Origin of the sequence: Acinetobacter sp. CIP 53.82 (assembly GCF_000369465.1) — a bacterium.
Taxonomy (GTDB): Bacteria; Pseudomonadota; Gammaproteobacteria; order Pseudomonadales; family Moraxellaceae; genus Acinetobacter; species Acinetobacter indicus.
In genome coordinates, this window is record NZ_KB850045.1 from 763,144 (window position 1) to 782,878 (window position 19,735).

General features: G+C 44.9%; 17 protein-coding genes. 10 read left to right on the forward strand and 7 right to left on the reverse strand.

Features of this window, described 5'->3' with window-relative positions:
- Positions 1–150 precede the first annotated feature (150 nt).
- The 3 genes from F905_RS04185 (at position 151) to F905_RS04195 (ending at position 4,631) form a co-directional block, all read left to right on the forward strand.
- Positions 151–2,316, forward strand: a complete 2,166-nt coding sequence (locus F905_RS04185) for a malate synthase G (protein ID WP_005177554.1) — start codon at positions 151–153, stop codon at positions 2,314–2,316.
- Between the two features lie 135 nt (positions 2,317–2,451).
- The gene (locus F905_RS04190; protein WP_005177556.1) at positions 2,452–3,894 is read left to right on the forward strand and encodes an aldehyde dehydrogenase family protein; all 1,443 of its coding nucleotides are present in this window, start codon (positions 2,452–2,454) and stop codon (positions 3,892–3,894) included.
- Between the two features lie 68 nt (positions 3,895–3,962).
- Positions 3,963–4,631 carry an SOS response-associated peptidase gene (locus tag F905_RS04195; protein WP_005177558.1) on the forward strand — a complete coding sequence of 223 codons (669 nt, stop codon included), beginning with the start codon at positions 3,963–3,965 and terminating at the stop codon, positions 4,629–4,631.
- A 23-nt stretch (positions 4,632–4,654) separates the two neighbouring features.
- On the opposite strand, the gene F905_RS04200 is transcribed toward F905_RS04195, so the two are convergent.
- Positions 4,655–5,119, reverse strand: a complete 465-nt coding sequence (locus tag F905_RS04200) for a MarR family winged helix-turn-helix transcriptional regulator (protein WP_005177561.1) — start codon at positions 5,117–5,119, stop codon at positions 4,655–4,657.
- 992 nt (positions 5,120–6,111) lie between these two features.
- On the opposite strand from F905_RS04200, the gene F905_RS04205 reads away from it, so the two are divergent.
- On the forward strand, positions 6,112–7,632 hold the full coding sequence (locus F905_RS04205; RefSeq protein WP_005177562.1) for a TerC family protein: 1,521 nt from the start codon (positions 6,112–6,114) through the stop codon (positions 7,630–7,632).
- A 99-nt stretch (positions 7,633–7,731) separates the two neighbouring features.
- On the opposite strand, the gene F905_RS04210 is transcribed toward F905_RS04205, so the two are convergent.
- Positions 7,732–8,589: an alpha/beta hydrolase family protein gene (locus tag F905_RS04210; protein ID WP_005177565.1), complete on the reverse strand. Its 858-nt coding sequence runs from the start codon at positions 8,587–8,589 to the stop codon at positions 7,732–7,734.
- A 117-nt stretch (positions 8,590–8,706) separates the two neighbouring features.
- Between F905_RS04210 and F905_RS04215 the strand changes: the two genes are divergently transcribed.
- Positions 8,707–9,168 (forward strand): hypothetical protein, encoded by a 462-nt coding sequence (locus F905_RS04215; protein WP_005177567.1) that lies wholly within the window; start codon positions 8,707–8,709, stop codon positions 9,166–9,168.
- 85 nt (positions 9,169–9,253) lie between these two features.
- Here the strand turns inward: F905_RS04215 and F905_RS04220 are convergent, their stop codons facing one another.
- Both F905_RS04220 and brnQ read right to left on the reverse strand, forming a co-directional pair.
- The gene (locus F905_RS04220; protein WP_005177570.1) at positions 9,254–9,499 is read right to left on the reverse strand and encodes a hypothetical protein; all 246 of its coding nucleotides are present in this window, start codon (positions 9,497–9,499) and stop codon (positions 9,254–9,256) included.
- Between the two features lie 489 nt (positions 9,500–9,988).
- Complete coding sequence (gene brnQ, locus F905_RS04225; protein WP_005177572.1) at positions 9,989–11,281, reverse strand: branched-chain amino acid transport system II carrier protein; 1,293 nt, start codon at positions 11,279–11,281, stop codon at positions 9,989–9,991.
- Between the two features lie 343 nt (positions 11,282–11,624).
- On the opposite strand from brnQ, the gene map reads away from it, so the two are divergent.
- Positions 11,625–12,419 carry a type I methionyl aminopeptidase gene (gene map, locus F905_RS04230; RefSeq protein ID WP_005177574.1) on the forward strand — a complete coding sequence of 265 codons (795 nt, stop codon included), beginning with the start codon at positions 11,625–11,627 and terminating at the stop codon, positions 12,417–12,419.
- Positions 12,420–12,592: 173 nt separating this feature from the next.
- Here the strand turns inward: map and F905_RS04235 are convergent, their stop codons facing one another.
- The gene (locus tag F905_RS04235) at positions 12,593–13,492 is read right to left on the reverse strand and encodes a LysR family transcriptional regulator (protein ID WP_005177577.1); all 900 of its coding nucleotides are present in this window, start codon (positions 13,490–13,492) and stop codon (positions 12,593–12,595) included.
- Positions 13,493–13,668: 176 nt separating this feature from the next.
- On the opposite strand from F905_RS04235, the gene F905_RS04240 reads away from it, so the two are divergent.
- Positions 13,669–14,004, forward strand: coding sequence for a hypothetical protein (locus tag F905_RS04240; RefSeq protein WP_005177579.1), 336 nt, complete (start codon positions 13,669–13,671; stop codon positions 14,002–14,004).
- Between the two features lie 51 nt (positions 14,005–14,055).
- Here F905_RS04240 and glnG read toward each other — a convergent pair whose 3' ends face one another.
- Complete coding sequence (gene glnG, locus F905_RS04245) at positions 14,056–15,531, reverse strand: nitrogen regulation protein NR(I) (RefSeq protein WP_005177581.1); 1,476 nt, start codon at positions 15,529–15,531, stop codon at positions 14,056–14,058.
- Positions 15,518–16,627 (reverse strand): nitrogen regulation protein NR(II), encoded by a 1,110-nt coding sequence (gene glnL, locus F905_RS04250; RefSeq protein ID WP_005177582.1) that lies wholly within the window; start codon positions 16,625–16,627, stop codon positions 15,518–15,520. The genes glnG and glnL overlap by 14 nt, the downstream gene beginning before the upstream one ends.
- 350 nt (positions 16,628–16,977) lie before the next feature.
- Here glnL and rimO point away from each other — a divergent pair, with 350 nt between their 5' ends.
- The 3 genes from rimO to frr all read left to right on the forward strand — a co-directional run bounded on the left by rimO (position 16,978) and on the right by frr (position 19,732).
- Complete coding sequence (gene rimO / locus F905_RS04255; RefSeq protein WP_005177586.1) at positions 16,978–18,321, forward strand: 30S ribosomal protein S12 methylthiotransferase RimO; 1,344 nt, start codon at positions 16,978–16,980, stop codon at positions 18,319–18,321.
- A 48-nt stretch (positions 18,322–18,369) separates the two neighbouring features.
- On the forward strand, positions 18,370–19,098 hold the full coding sequence (gene pyrH, locus F905_RS04260; protein WP_005177594.1) for a UMP kinase: 729 nt from the start codon (positions 18,370–18,372) through the stop codon (positions 19,096–19,098).
- 79 nt (positions 19,099–19,177) lie between these two features.
- Positions 19,178–19,732 carry a ribosome recycling factor gene (gene frr, locus F905_RS04265; protein ID WP_005177597.1) on the forward strand — a complete coding sequence of 185 codons (555 nt, stop codon included), beginning with the start codon at positions 19,178–19,180 and terminating at the stop codon, positions 19,730–19,732.
- Positions 19,733–19,735: the final 3 nt, after the last annotated feature.

Consider the following 19,735-nt stretch of genomic DNA (forward strand, 5'->3'; position numbering starts at 1 on the left):
GTCACATCCTAAGATTATTTTATTTTTAAATAGCAACATTTATTTAATAAAAAATGATCACTATTTAGCAATGTGATAATACTATTCAGCCAAATATAAATCGGTATACTAGAATCTCTTGTATAAAAAGTAGCAATATCAGGAAAGACAATGACTGCACGTATTCAAAAAGGCAAGTTAGCGATTGCTAAAGAACTTTACGATTTCATCGAAAATGAAGCATTACCAGGTTCTGGTTTAGACAGTGACACCTACTGGAAAAACTTTGAGCAAGTCGTTGTCGACCTTACGCCTAAGAACAAGGCATTGCTTGCCAAACGTGATGATCTGCAAGCGAAGATTGACGAATGGCATCGCAATAACACATTTGAACTAGAAGCTTACAAAGCCTTCTTGTCTGAAATTGGCTACTTATTACCAGAAGTAGAAGATTTTCAAATTACGACTGAAAATGTAGATGAAGAAATTGCATTACTGGCAGGCCCACAGTTAGTTGTCCCTGTACGTAATGCGCGTTACTGCCTGAACGCAGCCAATGCACGTTGGGGTTCTCTATATGACGCACTATACGGCTTTGACGTAATCTCTGAAGAAGATGGCGCAGAAAAAGGCAAAGGCTATAACCCGAAACGTGGTGAGAAAGTTATCGCATTCGCGAAAAACTTCCTGGATGAAACTTTCCCGTTGGCGCAAGGTTCACACGCAGATGCAACAAAATATGCGGTTGAAGGTAATGCACTGGTTGTTAGCCTGAAAGATGGCTCAACTACGACTGTTGCAGATGCTGCTAAATTTGTCGGTTATAATGGCGAAGCGGCTGCACCAACTGAAGTTGTGCTGAAAAATAACGGCCTGCATGTCATCATCCAGATTGATGCCAACAGCCCAATTGGCCAAACTGATGCTGCTGGTGTTAAAGACGTAGTTCTTGAAGCTGCAGTAACAACAATCCAAGACTTGGAAGACTCTGTTGCAGCGGTTGATGCTGAAGAAAAAGTAGAAGGCTACCGTAACTGGTTAGGCCTGATGAAAGGTACACTGGAAGAGTCGATTGAGAAAAATGGTAAAACCATTACCCGTAAACTCAATGCTGACCGTACCTTCAAAAATGTTGAAGGCGGTGAAACCAAGGTTCATGGCCGTTCATTGATGCTACTTCGTAACGTAGGTCACTTGATGACTAACCCGGCGATTCTGGTCGATGGCGAAGAAATTTATGAAGGCATCATGGATGCATTGGTAACACCTCTGCTTACTGTGGCTGACATCCGTGGTGAAAACACGATCAAGAACTCGCGTAAAGGTTCAATGTACATCGTGAAGCCAAAAATGCATGGTCCAGAAGAAGTGGCATTTGCAGTTGAACTATTCGAGCGTGCTGAACAGGCGCTGGGCTTACCTGCGAAGACTTTAAAAATTGGTATCATGGATGAAGAACGTCGTACTTCTGTGAACCTGAAGAACTGTATTGCACAGGCGAAAGACCGTACCATCTTCATTAACACAGGTTTCATGGACCGTACTGGTGACGAAATCCATACCTTCATGGAAGCGGGTCCATTCGTTCGTAAAGGCGAAATCAAAGGCCAAAAATGGTTCCCAGCGTACGAAAACCGTAACGTGATGGTCGGTCTGCAAACCGGTTTACGTGGTAAAGCACAGATTGGTAAAGGCATGTGGCCTAAACCAGACATGCTGCTAGACATGTACAAAACCAAGACTGAACATCCAGAAGCGGGCGCAAGCTGTGCATGGGTTCCATCACCAACAGGTGCAGTGGTTCACGCGATTCACTACCATCAAATTAATGTCGCGAACCGTCAGCAAGAACTGCTTGCGACTGAAGCGCTGCCATTAGATGACCTGTTAACGCCACCACTGGCAACAGACACCAACTGGTCTGACGAAGAGAAACTGAAAGAGCTTGAAAATAACTGTCAGGGTATCCTAGGTTATGTGGTTCGTTGGGTTGACCTGGGTGTGGGCTGTTCGAAAGTTCCAGACATCAACGATGTTGGCCTTATGGAAGACCGCGCAACTTTACGTATTTCTTCTCAGCACGTTGCTAACTGGTTACGTCACGGTATCGTCACGCGTGCACAGGTTGAAGAAGTGATGCAACGTATGGCGAAAATTGTGGATGAGCAAAATGCCAACGATCCACTGTACACGCCAATGGCAGCAGACTTTGCCAACAACGTTGCATTCCAGGCAGCGTCTGACCTGATCTTCAAAGGTGGCGAGCAGCCAGCAGGTTATACCGAGCCGCTATTGCACGCAGCACGTTTAAAATTAAAAGGCTATACAGGTGACTAATCCTGAATTTGCCTGATCTAAAAAAGCCTTCTTCGGAAGGCTTTTTTTATGGCAATAATTACACACCGAACAGCACTAGAACTTTCTGTGCAGACCTTTTAGAGTGAAGGAAATCATTAAAATCTGGAAGATGTTATGGGCGCGTATCAATTTCTTGATCAACAGTTTATTGCCGGTGAATGGATCAAGGGCACTTCAACCCGAATCCTGGACAATCTGAATCCTTATACCCAAGAAAGCATTTTGAAATTACAAGGTGCCAGTATTGTCGATGTCGACAGTGCCTATGCGGCGGCTTTGGCGTATGCCGCAAAGTGGGCAGACAGTTCAGCCGAAGCACGAAAAAACCTGCTGCTGCGCGTAATTGAGATTATTCAGGCGCGTCGGGAGGAAATTATTGACTGGCTGATTCAGGAATCGGGCAGTACCCGTTTAAAAGCCAATATTGAAGTCGATGCAGCAATAGGCATTTTAAAAGAAAGCTCGACTTTCCCGGAGCGCATGTTAACTCAGGAACTACAATCTCCCGATCCGACCCGTCAAAGCTATGCGGTACGTAAACCGCTGGGTGTGGTGGCGGTAATTAGCCCATGGAATTTTCCTTTTCATTTAAGTATGCGTTCGGTGGCTGCAGCACTGGCGCTGGGCAACACTGTGGTACTGAAACCGGCCAGTGATACGCCAATTACCGGTGGCCTGCTACTGGCGAAACTGTTTGAAGAAGGCGGTGCACCAGTGGGCAGCCTCAGTGTGCTGGCGGGTGCAGGTAGTGAAATTGGTGATTATTTTGTTGAACATGAAGTGCCGAAACTGATTTCCTTTACTGGTTCTACCGAAGTGGGCAAGCGCGTAGGGCAATTGGCAGTGGGTAGCCCGAATTTAAAACGGCTGGCGCTGGAGCTGGGCGGAAACGCACCTTTGGTGGTGCTGGATGATGCCGATCTGGACTTGGCGGTAGAACTGGCGGTGATGGGGCGCTTTTTGCATCAGGGTCAGATTTGTATGAGTACCAATCGCATTATTGTCGATGCAAAAGTGCATGACAGTTTTGTCGGTAAACTGGTTGAACGCAGTAAAAGCATTCCTTTTGGTGATCCAAATGAAGATACTACAGTGATTGGCCCAATTATTAACCGCGATCAGGTGCAGAAGATTCAGCATATTATCCAGCAAGGACAAGAGGCTGGCGCGACGCTGGTACTGCAAGGTGCCACGCGCGGTCATGTGATTCCACCGCATATTTTTATTGATGTTGACCCGGCGTCGAGTCTGGCGCAAGAAGAAAGTTTTGGGCCGGTACTGCCGGTGATTAAAGCGCAAAATGAAGCTGAAGCACTGATGCTGGCCAATGCCACACGTTTTGGCTTATCCAGTGCAGTCTGTAGCGCCAATATTGAACGTGCCAAAGCCTTTGCCTTAAAAATTGACGCTGGGATGACGCATATCAATGCCATTACCGTGGCGGATTATCCGAATGCGCCTTTTGGTGGCGAGAAAAATTCCGGTCTGGGGCGTTTTAATGGTCAATGGGTCTTAGAAGAGTTTTGTCGCACCCACTGGTTAACGCTACCTAGTTAAAGCGTAGGCGCAACTTAACCGCCTGAAGGCGTATAATAGAGCTGTCTAAACTGAGCAGCCATATTTCCATGTGTGCCAACTTTAAACCGCTTACGCCACAACAGCGACAGGATTTAAATCTCCCGGATATTCCTTTTGAATATGAAGATGAGGTCTATCCGGGTTATCACTTGCCTTTACTGTTCAAATCTGAACAGGGACTGGAATGGCGTAAGGTGATGTTTGGTCTGGTGCCGAAGTGGGCGGAAGATAAGAGTATTGCCCATAAAACCTATAATGCCCGTAATGAAACCCTGTTACAGAAACCCAGCTTTCAGGAAGCGGTGCTGAAACGCAAGTTTGGGGTCATTCCGGTAACGGAGTTTTATGAATCCAAATATATTGACAATAAACCGCAGCGCTGGGGCGTGCGCCGTAAAGATGGGCAGGCGTTTTATATTGCGGCTTTATATGAAATTTGCAAAATTCAGGATGAGATTATTCGTTCCTGCACCATGATTACCATGGACGCGATCGACCACCCAATGATGAAAGACTTTCATGAACCGGGCAATGTAAAACGTTCGGTGATTGTGATTCCACATGCACGTTTGCAGGAATGGCTTGGTCAAACTCAGCCGGATATTCAGCGTTTTGTCGAAGGTTTTCCGGTTGAAGAATTTGAATGCTCGCATGTGCCAAAAATAAAAATCGAAAAAGTTAGTCCCCAACTGAACTTTTTCGATTCTTTGTCATAAGCAGTGTGTAGAATGCTGGATGATTAACGCGATAAGTTATTAAAAATATGACGCAAACTGTCCATCATTTTTTCAATCTGTAGCGGGGTTAAACCTTCAAAGGACTGTTCCAGTACTACACCGGTCAGATCATTGATTTTTTCGGTCATGGCATGGCCCTGATCGGTCAGAATAACCCGGGTGATGCGCGCATCATCTTCACAGGAGTAGGTCTCCACCAGGCCTTCTTCTTTCAGGCGATAGACAATTTTGGTGGTGGTCGACATCTTTGATACCACCATGTCTGACAGGTCGGAAACGCTGGCATTCGGTTTGGCTTTTAGCGCAATCAGAATGCGGCGGCGTGAGTTATCCAGCCCATATTTCTTGAGTGCATGATCGACATTTAACACATATTGAGCATGGACTTGGGTTACCCAGTAATAAGGAAACTGCTCAATATTGAAGTCTTCAGTAGAAGGCAGAAATTTGGAATATTTCTTGGTCATTTAGTTATTCCTTGCATTTTTAATTGTATTTGTGTGAAATCCCATCACATTTTATTTGAAATGTCATATGCTTAGCAAGTTGTTTTAATCGTATTCGTCAATAAAAGGCTGAGGCAAAGCGTTTTTATCAGGAGATCAGTCGGCTTGGGCCGGGATAGTTAGGGAGAGATCATCCCTATTTTAGTCCTGATAAATGGTCATAATCTTCTGTGTAAACTTCAGTATTTCATCTTAAAGATGCGTATTTTTAAAGTGGTTTAGATGAGTAATGAGGATGAAGGTTTTATCCAGCAATCATTCTGCCCAAAACACCCCAAGGTCTTGTCTCCTAAAAAACAACCAATTTCACTTGATCTTAATTGGCTGTTTTTTTCTGCTTGAAATAGCAACTGATAGAGCGTGACACCTCTCTCGCGCAGTACTTTGATAAACGTATATTTGTTGTATTGTCATATATTTTTATTCGTTATTTTTTGCATGAAAATGATCATGATGATGATGTTAAGAGTGAAGCATTGAGGTTAGGGACTTGCATATCTTTCTTCAGGATTTACTTTCAAACCGTTTAAGTAAAAGTAACAAATTGAAAACTGGGCTACATTTATCTCAATACTAGAAATTTGAGTCTTTTAGATAGAAAAATAATATCTTGGAATTTATTTTTTAATAAAATAATAAAAATCAAATATTTATATTTAAGTTGTGAAATCTAGCCCCGATTTTTGCTCTGATTGCAGTCATTTATCTCTCTTTGGAAGTTTTAATAAAACCTGAAATTTAATTACAAACTTGTACTTTTTTTAAGCAGAAAACTTGGCTTAATTTAACCAATACAGGAATTTACCAAAAAAATTCCGAAAAAATGATTACAAAAATAGAAGATTATGCATAATATTTTTATCTACAGTTGAAAAGGTTAAATTTATGGATCCGTCGCCGGGCCCAGGTCTACATTTCGAATTACACGCTAACCCTATCGGAGAGATGAACTAATGGAGTTTTTATTAGATCCGGGAATTTGGGTTGGTTTAATAACACTTATTATTTTAGAAATTGTTCTAGGTATTGATAACCTAGTCTTTATTGCCATTCTGGCAGAAAAATTACCTCCTGAGCAGCGTGATAAAGCCCGTGTGATTGGCTTGTCTTTGGCTTTGCTCATGCGTTTGGGGTTATTATTCGCAATCTCTTGGTTAGTCACCTTGACTCAACCGCTTATTTCGATATTTGATTTAACATTCTCAGGGCGGGATTTGATTCTCCTGTTCGGTGGTTTGTTCTTGGTCTATAAGGCCGTGACCGAATTGCACGAGAAGATGGAAGGCAAGCCGGAAGTTAAAGTGACCACCAATGTGGTTTATGCCAGCTTCACCGCAGTGGTTGCCCAGATCGTAATCCTGGATGCCGTATTCTCTTTAGACTCTGTTATTACCGCAATTGGTATGGTCGACAACATCTATGTGATGATGGCCGCCATGATTGTAGCAATGGCGGTCATGTTACTGGCGTCTAAACCGCTAACAGCCTTTGTTAACCGTCATCCAACCGTGGTAATCCTGTGTTTAAGCTTCCTGCTGTTGATTGGTATCAGTCTGATTGCAGAAGGTTTTGGTTTCCACATTCCGAAAGGTTATATCTATTCAGGTATTGGTGTAGCCATTGCCATTGAAGCCTTTAACCAGTTTGGTCAGCGTAATGCGGCAAAACATGAAGCGAAAATTCCACTGCGTCACCGTACTGCAGATTCGATTCTGAAGTTAATGGGCGGTCGTATTGAAACTACGGACATGCATTCAAGTGAAGCACAAGAAACCTTTGCGCATGAAGAGCGTTATATGATTGGCGGCGTATTAACGCTGGCAGAACGTTCGGTTGCGTCGATTATGACGCCGCGTAACCAGATTTCCTGGGTGAACATTGAAGATACACCAGAACAGATTCGTGAGCAGGTATTGTCGGTACCGCACAGTTTATTCCCGGTGTGTCGTGGTAGCCTCGACAAAGTTATCAGTATTGTTCGTGCCAAAGAGCTACTGGATGTGCTGGATGATGAAGAAGCCTTTAAGGCGCTGGTGAAACGTCACCGTCCAATTTACATTTTTGAAAAAATGAAAGTCATTGATGCGATCAATACTTTGCGTACTTCAAAAGGTTCATTGGTATTGGTGAGTGACGAGTTTGGTAATGTGCAAGGTCTGATTTCGCCGCTGGATGTGTTTGAAGCGATTGCCGGTGAGTTCCCGGATGCCGATGAACAGCCAGATTTAATCCGTGTTAACGAGACCACCTGGAAAGCGACCGGTATGCTGGACGTTTATCAGCTTGAGCTGGAACTGGGTATGCTGGATCTGGTGGAAGAAGATGCAGGCTATATTAGTGTTGCCGGCTTAATCTTGGATAAAACCCAGGGCGATGTACAAGTCGGTACGCATCTGGACTATCAGGGCGTACACTTTGAAGTCACCGAGCTGGAAGGTAACCGCATTAAAACCGTGATGATTACCTACGCTTAATTGCCAAAAGTTGGTAAATCAAAAAAGCCTCACTGATGTGGGGCTTTTTCTGTTCTGGTGTTTATTTAAAGCTCATCTTTTTTCAAGAGAGTTGCAGTTTTAGATACGCAGTTCAGCTGCAATCACCGGCCACAGGTTCTGGTGAGAGCGTTTAAACATCAGCATATGACCAATTGCTTTATGGCCATACTGCTGCGGTTTTAGCTCAATCATTCGGGTAGCAGCATTAGGATAGAGGCGCAGTAAATCTTTGACGTTGGCTTCGGTGGCAATTTCATCATCGGAACTCCAGAGCACGCTCATCGGGCTGCGGATGTCAGCATGAAAATCTTCAAATACGCTTTTGCCAATGGCATTGATTACATAACCGGGTTTGCCACAAAACTCTGCCCATTGCCGGGCCACATTTTTCGGTAAATTTTCGCCCATACCAATGGCCTGGGTTGGGCCATATCCATGGGTAATGCGGGCGATCGGGAAAATGACCTGAAACATCAGTGGCGCCAGTAATTTGGTGCGACCCTTAAGACCTTTGACATGACCAGTCGAACCCGATACCGCCACAACTTTAGCCACCTTGGCATGATTGGGACAAATTCCCAGCAGCTGGCCGCCAGCACTATGTCCCAATAAAATCACCTGTTCGGCCTGGCTGAGTTGCAATACATGCTCGATACCGGCTGCAATATCCAGTTGACCCCAATCGACAATACTGGCTTGCGAGTGCTTTAATTTCCCTTGTAAAGAGCCGCCAATACCGCGAAAATCAAAGCTGAGCACGTCATAACCTTGCTGGCTTAACCACTCGGCAAAAGGATGATAAAACCCTTGAGTAATACCGGTGGCGGGACAAATTAGGACAGGGTAAGGCTGCTTTTCAGCCTGATGGGTGTAGAAGCGCCCACTCAGCTGATAGCCATCTGCGCAGGTAATATGGACGGGGTCAAACGAAGTCATAGGATGAACATTAAAAAAAGTGAATGACTCTAATGTAAAGGAGTTTGCTGTGAATGCAGTTGCAATCTCTGACTTCGGGGTCATGCGGACAGGCAATTCAAATAAGGACAAAACGAAATGAATGCAATGGATCTTGATGTCGCGGTGAAAGGGGCGATTCTGGCCAGCGGTATATTTTTATGGGTGGGGATGCTGACCGGGGTGTGGAAATACTGGCAGATTCGGCATTCACCACAGGCGCGTGCTCATTATTATGTCGATATTGCGCATCGTAGCAGTTTGCTCTATGCGCCAGCCAGTCTGATTCTGGCAGCCATGGCTTATTTTTCGGTGTGGTCCACGGAACTGAATTTGCTACTGGTGGCAATTAACCTGTTTTTCTTTGCTTTTTCGATTTTGAGCTATGCATTGCATGGTTATTTAAAGGACACCACCAATCAGTTTAAAACTCCGCATCAGTTGGGCAAATGGCATCTGCCGAAAAGCTTAATGAGTCTGGCGATGTTGCTGCTGGTGTTGGGTGAAGTGCTGGCCACCTTGCTACTGGTGGTGGGTGCGGGATTATATTTATGGGCTTAAGTGAGTGTTGCCAAGACGTGTAAAAGGCTATTTTTCTGATTCTGAGCAGATGGATGAATGCTCATCCATCTGGGTGGGTTAAAGATTATGAATTGTGCTGATCGATGGGAGCCGGCTGTCGATATTTTTCATCGACCACAGCCCAAATATAGAAGGCGATACAGACGATTAGTGCGTACATAAAGTATGCCGGTTTCAGGTTGCCCTGAATCAATCCTTGAAAGACCAGCGTCAGCAGCAGCGCAAAGGTGGTGCTGAGGAAAGTCACTAAATTGTTATTTGCCTTCAGAGCGTTAATGAAGACTTGCTTATTGAAATGTAATGATAACATCTCCATCCCTCCTGTATTTTGATCAAAAACAGACTATTTTGATCGGATTAGTTTGTTTAGTTGTACTGCGAATTGCTGTGTATTTCAAGCGCCTATCGCAATATTTTGAAAGAACATAGTGTGTATAAATAAATGCTCGAATTCAGTTCATTTATTTACGGAATATTAGGGCATCACTGTAAAGAAGTGAGTAAAGATGTAGCATTATTTATGCCAGCTTAACAATAGGGCAGCTATTAGGCTTTGGTAGAAGTCATGCAAACAGAGGGAAAAGGACAGCATTGCGCTGAATTGAAGGGTTTCAGAAGATGAGGAGAAGCGAAAGTGGATGAGCTTACTTCAATTGACCTGGAAGTTGAGCAAGATTGAGCTAAACCGGACTGAAAGAAAGTGACACAATAAGAGTCAGTTTGGGTAAAACTTGACCATTATTGAGCAATTTAAAATCGGGTTTGGGTAAAACCGGACTTTAACGACTCGGGTTAAGGCTTAGTGTTTAACCTTGTCGATCACAATACAAATCAGCAGCACAATAGCAGAGGGAATCAGCCAGGCCAGGTTTTGTGCGCTTAACGGTAAGTTCAGTAAAGCTTCTGGTAAAAAGCCATCTAGCCCTGCCACTTTTAAGCCATCAATTACGCCAAAGAATAAGGCTACTGCGGTGACCGGACGAATTACACGCGCTGGAGAATGGAAGTTTTTCCAGAAAAAGCCCAGTAAGATCACTACAATCGCAGGCGGATAAATCGCACTTAATACCGGCACTGAGAGTGCAATCAGTTTGGTCAGACCGAGGTTGGAAATCACCAGTGAGAAACCGACTAAGACAAATACCCAAGTACGATACCTAATGCGGGTAATTTGCGAGAAGTATTCTGCACAGGCACAGGTCAGGCCAATCGCGGTTACCATACAGGCAATGAAAATCATGGCACTTAAGAACAGGGAACCTAAGTCACCAAAAGCATGTTGCACATAGGCATGCAGGATCACTGCGCCATTGGCTGCATTCGGTGCTACTTCATGACTGCCCAAGCCCAGTTTGAACAGGCTTAAATACACCAGGGTTAAACCGATACCAGAGATCAGTCCGGCAATCATGGCGTATTTGGTCATCAGCTTTTTATCGCTGACCCCACGCGAACGCATGGCATTAATAATCACAATACCAAATACCAAGGCACCCAGGGTATCCATGGTTAAATAACCATTGACGAAACCTTCCGAGACTGGACTGTTGATATAGTTATTAATGGCTGGCGGAATATGACCCGCGGGAATGAACGTTGCTGCAACACCCAGAATAATTAACGATAAAATTTTCAGGGGCGACAGGAAATAACCCACCGTATCCAGAATCTTGTTGGGATACAGCGCAACAATGGTCACCACAATAAAGTAGATCAGACTGTAAATCAGCAAGCTGCTCGGGGCTGCACCAAAATAAGAGGAGAAACCAATTTCATAAGAAACGGTTGCGGTACGGGGAATGGCAAATAAAGGGCCTACCGCTAAATAACACACCACGGTCAAAATCAGGCTGGCTGCTTTGCCCAGTGGCGAACTTAAAAGCTGGATCGAACCTTCTACACGAGACAGGGCAATAATGGTCAACACCGGCAAGCCCACGGCTGTAAATAAAAAGCCGAAAGCTGCTAACCAAACGTGTTCACCTGCCTGCTGTGCAACAATAGGCGGAAAGATAATATTGCCGGCACCGATAAATAGTGCAAAGGTCATTAAACCTAAGGCAATAATATCCCGTGTACGTAAACTCGTCATAAGGGAGATAGATCGGTTAAACAAAAGAAAGCGATTCTAGAACATGGCAACTGCTTTGGCTAATTTATTTTATAAATCTTATGAATTATTTTTATATCTTGGCTTGGGAAATTGATCGGGTTGTCAAAAATTAGTGAAACTATATTGTTGATTTAATTTTTAAAAGATGAAAACTGTTAAATATCAAAAGATAAATTTGAAAAAACAGTCAATAAATATAAAGGTTTTTAATTGTTGAATATTTAAGCAGTAGTGGGTTTGTGGCAGATGGAACCGCTTGTGATCAAACAAAAGTCACTGAAAAGGACTATACTAAGCAAATGTTTCATAGGGGATTTTAAGCATGAGAGCGTCTGCCGTATCGATTAAAACCGAGCAGGATTTAGAAAAACTGCGTATTTCAGGTCGTTTGGCTGCTCAGGTTTTGGCGATGATCGGGGAGCATATCAAGCCGGGCGTGACCACTGAATATTTAGATGACCTGTGTCACGACTATATTGTCAATACCTTGCAGGTGATTCCGGCCAATGTTAGCTATTGCGGCTATACCAAAACAACCTGTATTTCACCGAATGAGGTGGTTTGTCATGGTATTCCATCTGCGTCAGTTGTGCTTCAAGATGGTGATATTATCAATATTGATGTGGCGGTGATTAAAGACGGCTACTACGGCGATACCAGCCGCATGTATTACGTTGGGACAATCAAGCCGGAAGCGAAAAGACTGGTCGAAACCACCTATGCGGCAATGGTCGCAGGGATTCATGCGGTGAAACCGGGTGCGACTTTAGGCGATGTTGGTCATGCAATTCAAACTGTCGCGCAGCAGGCCGGCTATAAAGTGGTGCGTGAATATTGCGGGCATGGTATTGGTAAAATTTATCATGAACAGCCAAGTGTACTGCACTATGGCCAGCCGGGTCAGGGGCTACAACTCAAGCCAGGTATGGTGTTCACGATTGAACCGATGGTTAATGCCGGCGGCTCCAGAGTCAAAGAGCTCAATGATGGCTGGACCGTCGTGACCACCGATAAATCACTTTCTGCACAGTGGGAACATATGATTGCCGTGACTGAAACCGGCTTTGAAGTGCTGTCGCCGTGGCCGGAAGGTACTGGAGAATACCCGGAAATCTAGCTATAAAACGGCTTATTTATACTTTAAAAGTATTAAGTGATATAAATTAGCTATTTGTTAATGCTGTCTTTTGTACATATTATGTATTTATAGATTCTTGCTGTAGTTTCTAGTTTTTATAGCTTATCCATCCCTGGATAAGCTTTTTTTTTTGCCTGAAATTTGAGTTGGCTTTAACGCTGTGACAGTTTTTCCACCAGAAAATCAATAAACACCCGTACTGCCGGTAACAGGCCGCGACGGGATGGATACACGGCATGAAAAACCCCGTGCGGCGCACGCCAGTTTGGTAGCACGCGTACCAGTTCGCCTGACTGAATATAGGGTTCCACAATATTGTCCGGGAGCAGGGCAATCCCACAGTCCTGACGGGCCAGTTGTGCCTGTAGCATCAGATCCGAACCCATTACGGTCGGGTTGACTTTAATTTTCTTCTGCCGCTGATGTTCATCATAGACCACAATATGCTGATCGACATGATCATCAGCCATACTGAGAATATGATGCTTGACCAGATCTTCCGGCTGTTTCAGGTCGCCGTGCTGGTTTAAATAGGCCTGACTGGCAAAGAGATGCTGTTCAATGGTTTCAAAGGTACGAATCACCAGATTCGGGTCATCATCCAGATTGCTACGCACCCGCAAGGCCAGATCAATCCCTTCATTAATCAGATCGACCCGGCGGTTACTGACCAGAAGCTGGACTTTAATTTCCGGATAGGTCTTTAAAAATTCCGGCAGAATTCTGGACATTTCATTCTGGGCAATGGAGACCGGCAGGCTAACTTTAATCAGGCCGCGCGGCTGAATACTCAGATGATCAACCAGATCATGCGCTGCCTGTGCTGCATTGGCCATCACCTGTGCATGTCGATACACGTTCATGCCAATATCGGTTACGGCAAAATGGCGGGAATTGCGCTGAATCAGGCGCACGCCCAAACGTTTTTCCAGATTGTGCACACGGCGGCTCAGTTTGGATTTGGGGATATCGGTTGCACGTTCTGCGGCGCTAAAACCGCCATGCTCAACCACCTGGGCAAAGCAGTAAAAATCATCGAGGTCCGAAAGCATGTGTAGTTATTCCATTTATGCAACGATAAGCAGATTAAATTATGATTGTTCTGGGCTGTCAATTTGATTTATGCGGTTTTTGCAGCGTCTCTTTTCGCCATTGTGATGTGTGGCGAGCTTAAGTTATGGCTACAAATCCTTTACACTAAGGATAAAGTCCATGAGATGATCAATACATGTCTTATCAACTGATTCAACAGCCCGATGCCGATGCCAACGTGATTTGTCCTTGCTGCCAGCAGGCGATTATTGACTGGTCACAAGAGCAGTATATTCAGCCCTGTGAGCATACGCTGTTTGTGGCGCTGGATTTGGGTTTTGAATATATTGCCGATGTATTTGAAGCAACCATGGCGCGTAGTGTCGATGAAATTCACGCACATGATGATCAGCTCAATATGTTTCAGGAACTGACCACAGCCAGCTTTCCGCATTATCTGATCATTCGCACTGATTTGGGTGTGCAGGATTTATCGCGTTATATCGGCATTGCTGTACCAGAATCCAATTAAAAAAAATAAGCTCCATAAGGAGCTTATTTTTATCATAAAGATCAGGCTGGTTTAGCCTTCAATTTCTTCCTCGACATCATCATCAGCACTGTCCATGCCCAGTTCTTTCAGCTTGCGGGTCAGGGTATTACGTCCCCAGCCCAGCAGTTCAGCGGCATGGCGTTTGCGGCCACGGGTCTGTTGCAGCGCGGCATTAATCAGGGTGCGTTCAAACATCGGTGTGGCGATGTCCAGAATTTTCATTTCGCCGTTTTTCAGTTTCTGTACGGCCCATTGACCCAGCAGCTCATCCCAGTGATGGATCGAGACGCGGTCTAAATGCAGATTGGACGGTACATCGCCTGATTTTTCAATTGGAATCTGTTTCAGTTCCGAAGGTAAATCTTCCGGATAGACTTCACGGCCGGTAATCATGACGGTTAACCAGCGGCAGGTGTTTTCCAGTTGACGCACGTTCCCTTGCCAAGGTAATTGCTGCATATATTCCTGGGTTTCCGGACGCAAGATTTTCGGACTCACGCCTAACTCTTTACCGGCACGCGCCAGGAAGTGCTGCGCCAGCATTGGAATATCTTCACTGCGATGCGCCAGTTTTGGAATATGAATCCGGATCACGTTCAGACGGTGATACAAGTCTTCACGGAAACGGCCTTCGTGTACCAGCTTTTCCAGGTCTTGGTGCGTTGCTGCAACAATACGCACATCTACCTTCACCGGAATATGGCCACCGACACGGTAGAATTCACCATCGGCTAAAACACGTAATAAACGGGTCTGGGTTTCAAACGGCATATCACCAATTTCATCCAGGAACAAGGTGCCGCCATTGGCCTGTTCAAAACGGCCCTGACGCTGGGTGTTGGCGCCGGTAAAGGCACCTTTTTCATGACCAAATAATTCGGTTTCAATCAGGTCTTTCGGAATGGCGGCCATGTTGAGCGCAATAAACGGTTTGCTGCTACGCGGTGAATGGCGATGCAGGGCATGTGCCACCAGTTCTTTACCGGTACCCGATTCACCATTAATCAGTACGGTAATATGCGATTGTGATAAACGGCCAATGGCACGGAATACTTCCTGCATTGCCGGTGATTCACCAATAATTTCGGTCGACTGAATGGGCTGTGCGGTTTTGGCTGATTCCTGTTGCTGTAATTTGGTGATATGCAAAATGGCACGATTGACCAGCGCCAGCGCTTCATCAATATCAAACGGTTTTGGCAAATATTCAAAGGCACCAGTTTGATAGCTCGACACTGCAGATTCCAGATCCGAATGTGCAGTCATGATAATCACCGGTAAATCTGGATAGCTGGCTTTGACTTTACCGAGGAAGGTCAGGCCATCAATACCCGGCATACGGATATCGGTCAGAATTACATCCGGTGCATCGACACCCAGTTGCTCCAGGGCAGATTGGGCTTCTTCAAAACTGGTAACGTCAAAGCCTTCTTCCTTGAAGGTTTTTTCCAGTACCCAGCGCATGGCACGATCATCATCAATTACCCAAATTTTATTTCGCGACATGGTTAGACTCCCAAGGTATATATAAGCTAAATATTGTTTTTCCTGGAACAGATTGGCACTCAATCATTCCGTTGTGTTGATGCATAATATTCTGTGCGATGCTCAGGCCCAGTCCGGTGCCTTTGGCGCGCGCCGTAACCAGCGGATAGAACACCGATTCAATAATTTCTTCCGGCACACCGGGGCCGTTGTCTTCAATATCAACCCGCACCACCGAGCGATGAATCACGCCATTAATGGTGACCAGGCGCTGAATACGGGTTCTTAAAATCAGTTCGGGTTGATGTTCTACAAAGAACTCCTTGTTTTCCATCATGGCCTGTACCGCATTGACGCTAATATTCAGCATGACCTGAATCAGCTGGTCACGATCCGCCATCACTTCCGGTAACGACAGGTCATAATCCCGGATGATTTTGACTTTTTTCTTGGTCTGGTTGGCAATTAGCGAGCGCACGCGTTCCAATGGTTCATGAATATTGACCAGTTCGTAACTCGGTAACTGACGTGAACCGAGCATGGTGTCGGCCAGATTTCTGAGCCGATCGACTTCATTAATAATAATGTCGGTAAACTCTGCATATTGAGAGTCATTCAGACTGCGCGCCAGTAGCTGGGTTGCACCGCGAATGCCGGCCAGCGGGTTTTTAATTTCATGCGCCACGCCGCGCACCAGCTGCCGCGCCACCTGATGCTGCTGAATCAGGTTTTCTTCTTTGGAAATTTTCAGCATCCGGTCAATCGGATTCAGTTCAATCAGCAATAAAGGATGATAGCTTTTGCCCGCATTCAGCTGCGAAGCGGTGTAATCGACATGAATGTCTTTAAAGTTGACATTAATGGTAGCTTCACGGCGGGTATAAGGCTGTCCGGTGCTTAAAGTATTTTGTAGTGCTTCGTAGGTATTAAATTCATCGGTCGGGAGATGCAGTAAATTCATTACCGGCTGTCCGGCAGCACGTAATAAACTGATATCAAACAGCGCCTCACAAGAGGAATTGAGGTAAAAAATATTCAGGTTGCTGTCAACCAGTAAAATGGCAGTGGTCAAATTGTCCACTAAAAGGCGATAGTCGATAGCCGGGCTTTGATCCATTAGCGGTGGCATCCTGTATTAAAATAGCGCAATGGCATCTTCATAAAGCAATAGGTTTCTGAATTAAGAACGTTAATGATGCAAATTAAGCAAAATGCACGCCAACTTTGTTCAAATTCCTGTAAATCAAGCCAATTTATGAGAAAAATGCGCTGAAATGGACGGGTTGATTCAGGTATAGCGGATAACGCCAGTGCTGTAAACCAAAAGTGAATCAAAATGGTGCAATATTGTGTATAAGCCCGCTTTAGTGGTTGTATTTTGGTGCATTATGCAAAGAGTGGGCTATTTCTCTATTTTTATGGCCAGAAAAGTCATACAATACGCGCATTCTAGTGGAGCGCAGATTCATGAAGTCCCCCAAAGTCGGTTTTGTTTCTTTAGGTTGTCCTAAGGCATTGGTAGATTCTGAACGAATTTTAACTCAGTTAAAGACTGAAGGTTATGATGTCGCATCGGATTATGACGGTGCTGATTTAGTCGTGGTTAACACCTGTGGTTTTATTGAATCTGCAGTACAAGAGTCTTTAGACGCCATTGGCGAAGCCATGAATGCCAATGGTCGCGTCATTGTGACTGGCTGTTTAGGTAAAGACGAAGACAAGATTCGTCAAATGCATCCGAATGTCTTAAAAGTGACTGGTGCAGCAGCCTATGAAGAAGTTATGGATGCCGTGCATCAGTATGTGCCGGAGCCACCAAAGCACAATCCGTTTATTGATCTGGTGCCAGAACAGGGGATCCGTTTAACCCCGAAACATTATGCTTACCTGAAAATATCAGAAGGCTGTAACCACCGTTGTACTTTTTGTATCATCCCGAGCATGCGTGGTGATTTGGTCTCCCGTCCGGTCGGTTCTGTTCTGGAAGAAGCCGCAGCGCTGAAACGTGCTGGTGTAAAAGAAGTCCTGGTCATTTCTCAAGATACCTCAGCTTATGGTGTGGATACCAAATACAAACTGGATTTCTGGAACGGCCAGCCGGTTAAAACCAAATTCTATGACATGTGTGAAGCCCTGGGCCAGTTGGGTATCTGGGTCCGTTTGCATTATGTCTATCCTTATCCGCACGTCGATGCTGTGATTGACCTGATGGCGCAAGGTAAAATCTTGCCGTATCTGGATATTCCATTCCAGCATGCCAGTCCGAAAATCCTGAAACTGATGAAACGTCCGGCGCACAGTGAAAATACACTAGAGCGCTTAAATGTATGGCGTGAAAAATGTCCGGATCTGGTGATTCGTTCCACCTTCGTGGTTGGCTTCCCGGGTGAAACCGAAGAAGACTTCCAGATGTTACTGGACTGGTTGAAAGAAGCGCAGCTGGATCGTGTCGGTTGCTTCACCTATTCACCAGTAGAAGGTGCAACTGCGAATGATCTACCAGATCATGTGCCGGAAGAAATCAAGCAGGAACGTTATGAACGTTTCATGCAGGTGCAGCAGGAAATTTCAGCTGCAAAACTGCAAAAACGCATTGGTCAGACCATGACTGTGCTGGTGGATGATCTGGAAGAAGAATTCCCGGTTGCCGTTGCGCGTTCTTATGCAGATGCACCTGAAATTGATGGTAACGTGTTTGTTGAAGATATCGACAAGTCAAAAATTAAAGCAGGCGATTTGCTTGAAGTCGAAATTACCGATGCAGATGAATACGATTTATTTGCCAAGCTGATTGCGATCAAATCTGCTTAAGTACTGATATACAGAAAAAATTTAAATAAAATACTTTGGAGTTTGATGATGTTGGATTCTAAAAAGCCACGTTATGAACGTATTTTGCTGAAGCTTTCAGGCGAGGCACTGGCGGGTAATAAGGATATGGGGATTGATGCCCAAATCCTTGATCAGATGTCTTTGGCAATTGCGCACCTAGTCGGTCTGGGTGTGCAAGTGGGTATCGTGGTTGGTGGCGGTAACCTGTACCGTGGCAGCCAGTTACAAAAAGACGGTCTGGTCGGTCGTGTGACTGGTGACCAGATGGGTATGCTGGCGACTGTGATGAACGGTCTGGCCATGCGTGATGCTTTAGTACGCCGTAACATTAAAACACGTCTGCTTTCAGCACTACCAATTGGTACCGTTGTAGAATCTTATTCAAGCCGTGATGCAATTCGCCACCTAACTCAAGGTGAAGTGTGCGTATTCGTTGCCGGTACAGGTAACCCGTTCTTTACCACAGATACGGCAGCCTGCTTGCGTGGTATTGAAATTGAAGCCAATCTGATTCTGAAAGCCACCAAGGTAGATGGCGTTTATAACAAAGATCCAAGCAAATACGAAGATGCGGTGAAATATGACACCCTGACGTTCGATCAGGTGTTAGATGAAAAGCTCGGCGTGATGGATTTAACCGCAATCTGCTTATGTCGTGACCACAATGTACCGTTACAGGTATTTGATATGAATAAAGCCGGTGCTTTACTTTCAGTGGTTATGGGTGAAAAAGAAGGAACTCACGTTACGAACTAATGTACGTGGGCCTGAAAGCTCTTTATACTACACGCTATTTTAGTAATTACATCTTTAAGAATTAAGTAAGGAAGATCATATGATTAACGATCTTAAAAAAGACAGCGAACAGCGTATGCAAAAGACTCTGGAGTCTTTGGAGCAAGGTTTTGCCAAAGTTCGTACCGGCCGTGCCCATCCATCAATCTTAAACGGTGTGATGGTTCCTTACTATGGCTCAGATGTGCCGTTAAACCAGGTGGCGAACGTGGGTGTTGAAGATTCACGTACTCTAATCGTACAGCCATTTGAACGTACCATGGTGTCTGCAATTGACAAGGCGATTCGTGAGTCTGACCTCGGTCTGAACCCGATTACCGCTGATTCGATTCGTGTGCCGCTACCAGCTTTAACCGAAGAAACCCGTAAAGACATGCAGAAAGTTGCGCGTTCTGAAGCGGAAAATGCCAAAGTGGCGATTCGTAACATCCGTCGTGACGTCTTGGGCGATATCAAAGCATTGTTGAAAGAAAAAGAAATTTCTGAAGATGATGAACGTCGTGCAGGTGATGATATCCAGAAAATCACCGACAAATATGTTGCTGAAGTCGACAAGCGTTTGGCTGCTAAAGAAGCTGAGTTGATGAAGGTCTAATTG

Bases quoted from the DNA above. Each gene is read 5' to 3' on its own strand.
- F905_RS04190 (WP_005177556.1), top strand. From the start codon at position 2,452: ATGGGCGCGTATCAATTTCTTGATCAACAGTTTATTGCCGGTGAATGG.
- F905_RS04200 (WP_005177561.1), bottom strand. From the start codon at position 5,119: ATGACCAAGAAATATTCCAAATTTCTGCCTTCTACTGAAGACTTCAAT.
- F905_RS04240 (WP_005177579.1), top strand. From the start codon at position 13,669: ATGTCTTATCAACTGATTCAACAGCCCGATGCCGATGCCAACGTGATT.
- map (WP_005177574.1), top strand. From the start codon at position 11,625: ATGAGAGCGTCTGCCGTATCGATTAAAACCGAGCAGGATTTAGAAAAA.
- F905_RS04235 (WP_005177577.1), bottom strand. From the start codon at position 13,492: ATGCTTTCGGACCTCGATGATTTTTACTGCTTTGCCCAGGTGGTTGAG.
- glnG (WP_005177581.1), bottom strand. From the start codon at position 15,531: ATGTCGCGAAATAAAATTTGGGTAATTGATGATGATCGTGCCATGCGC.
- F905_RS04195 (WP_005177558.1), top strand. From the start codon at position 3,963: ATGTGTGCCAACTTTAAACCGCTTACGCCACAACAGCGACAGGATTTA.
- brnQ (WP_005177572.1), bottom strand. From the start codon at position 11,281: ATGACGAGTTTACGTACACGGGATATTATTGCCTTAGGTTTAATGACC.
- glnL (WP_005177582.1), bottom strand. From the start codon at position 16,627: ATGGATCAAAGCCCGGCTATCGACTATCGCCTTTTAGTGGACAATTTG.
- F905_RS04210 (WP_005177565.1), bottom strand. From the start codon at position 8,589: ATGACTTCGTTTGACCCCGTCCATATTACCTGCGCAGATGGCTATCAG.
- F905_RS04185 (WP_005177554.1), top strand. From the start codon at position 151: ATGACTGCACGTATTCAAAAAGGCAAGTTAGCGATTGCTAAAGAACTT.
- F905_RS04215 (WP_005177567.1), top strand. From the start codon at position 8,707: ATGAATGCAATGGATCTTGATGTCGCGGTGAAAGGGGCGATTCTGGCC.
- rimO (WP_005177586.1), top strand. From the start codon at position 16,978: ATGAAGTCCCCCAAAGTCGGTTTTGTTTCTTTAGGTTGTCCTAAGGCA.
- F905_RS04220 (WP_005177570.1), bottom strand. From the start codon at position 9,499: ATGTTATCATTACATTTCAATAAGCAAGTCTTCATTAACGCTCTGAAG.
- frr (WP_005177597.1), top strand. From the start codon at position 19,178: ATGATTAACGATCTTAAAAAAGACAGCGAACAGCGTATGCAAAAGACT.
- pyrH (WP_005177594.1), top strand. From the start codon at position 18,370: ATGTTGGATTCTAAAAAGCCACGTTATGAACGTATTTTGCTGAAGCTT.
- F905_RS04205 (WP_005177562.1), top strand. From the start codon at position 6,112: ATGGAGTTTTTATTAGATCCGGGAATTTGGGTTGGTTTAATAACACTT.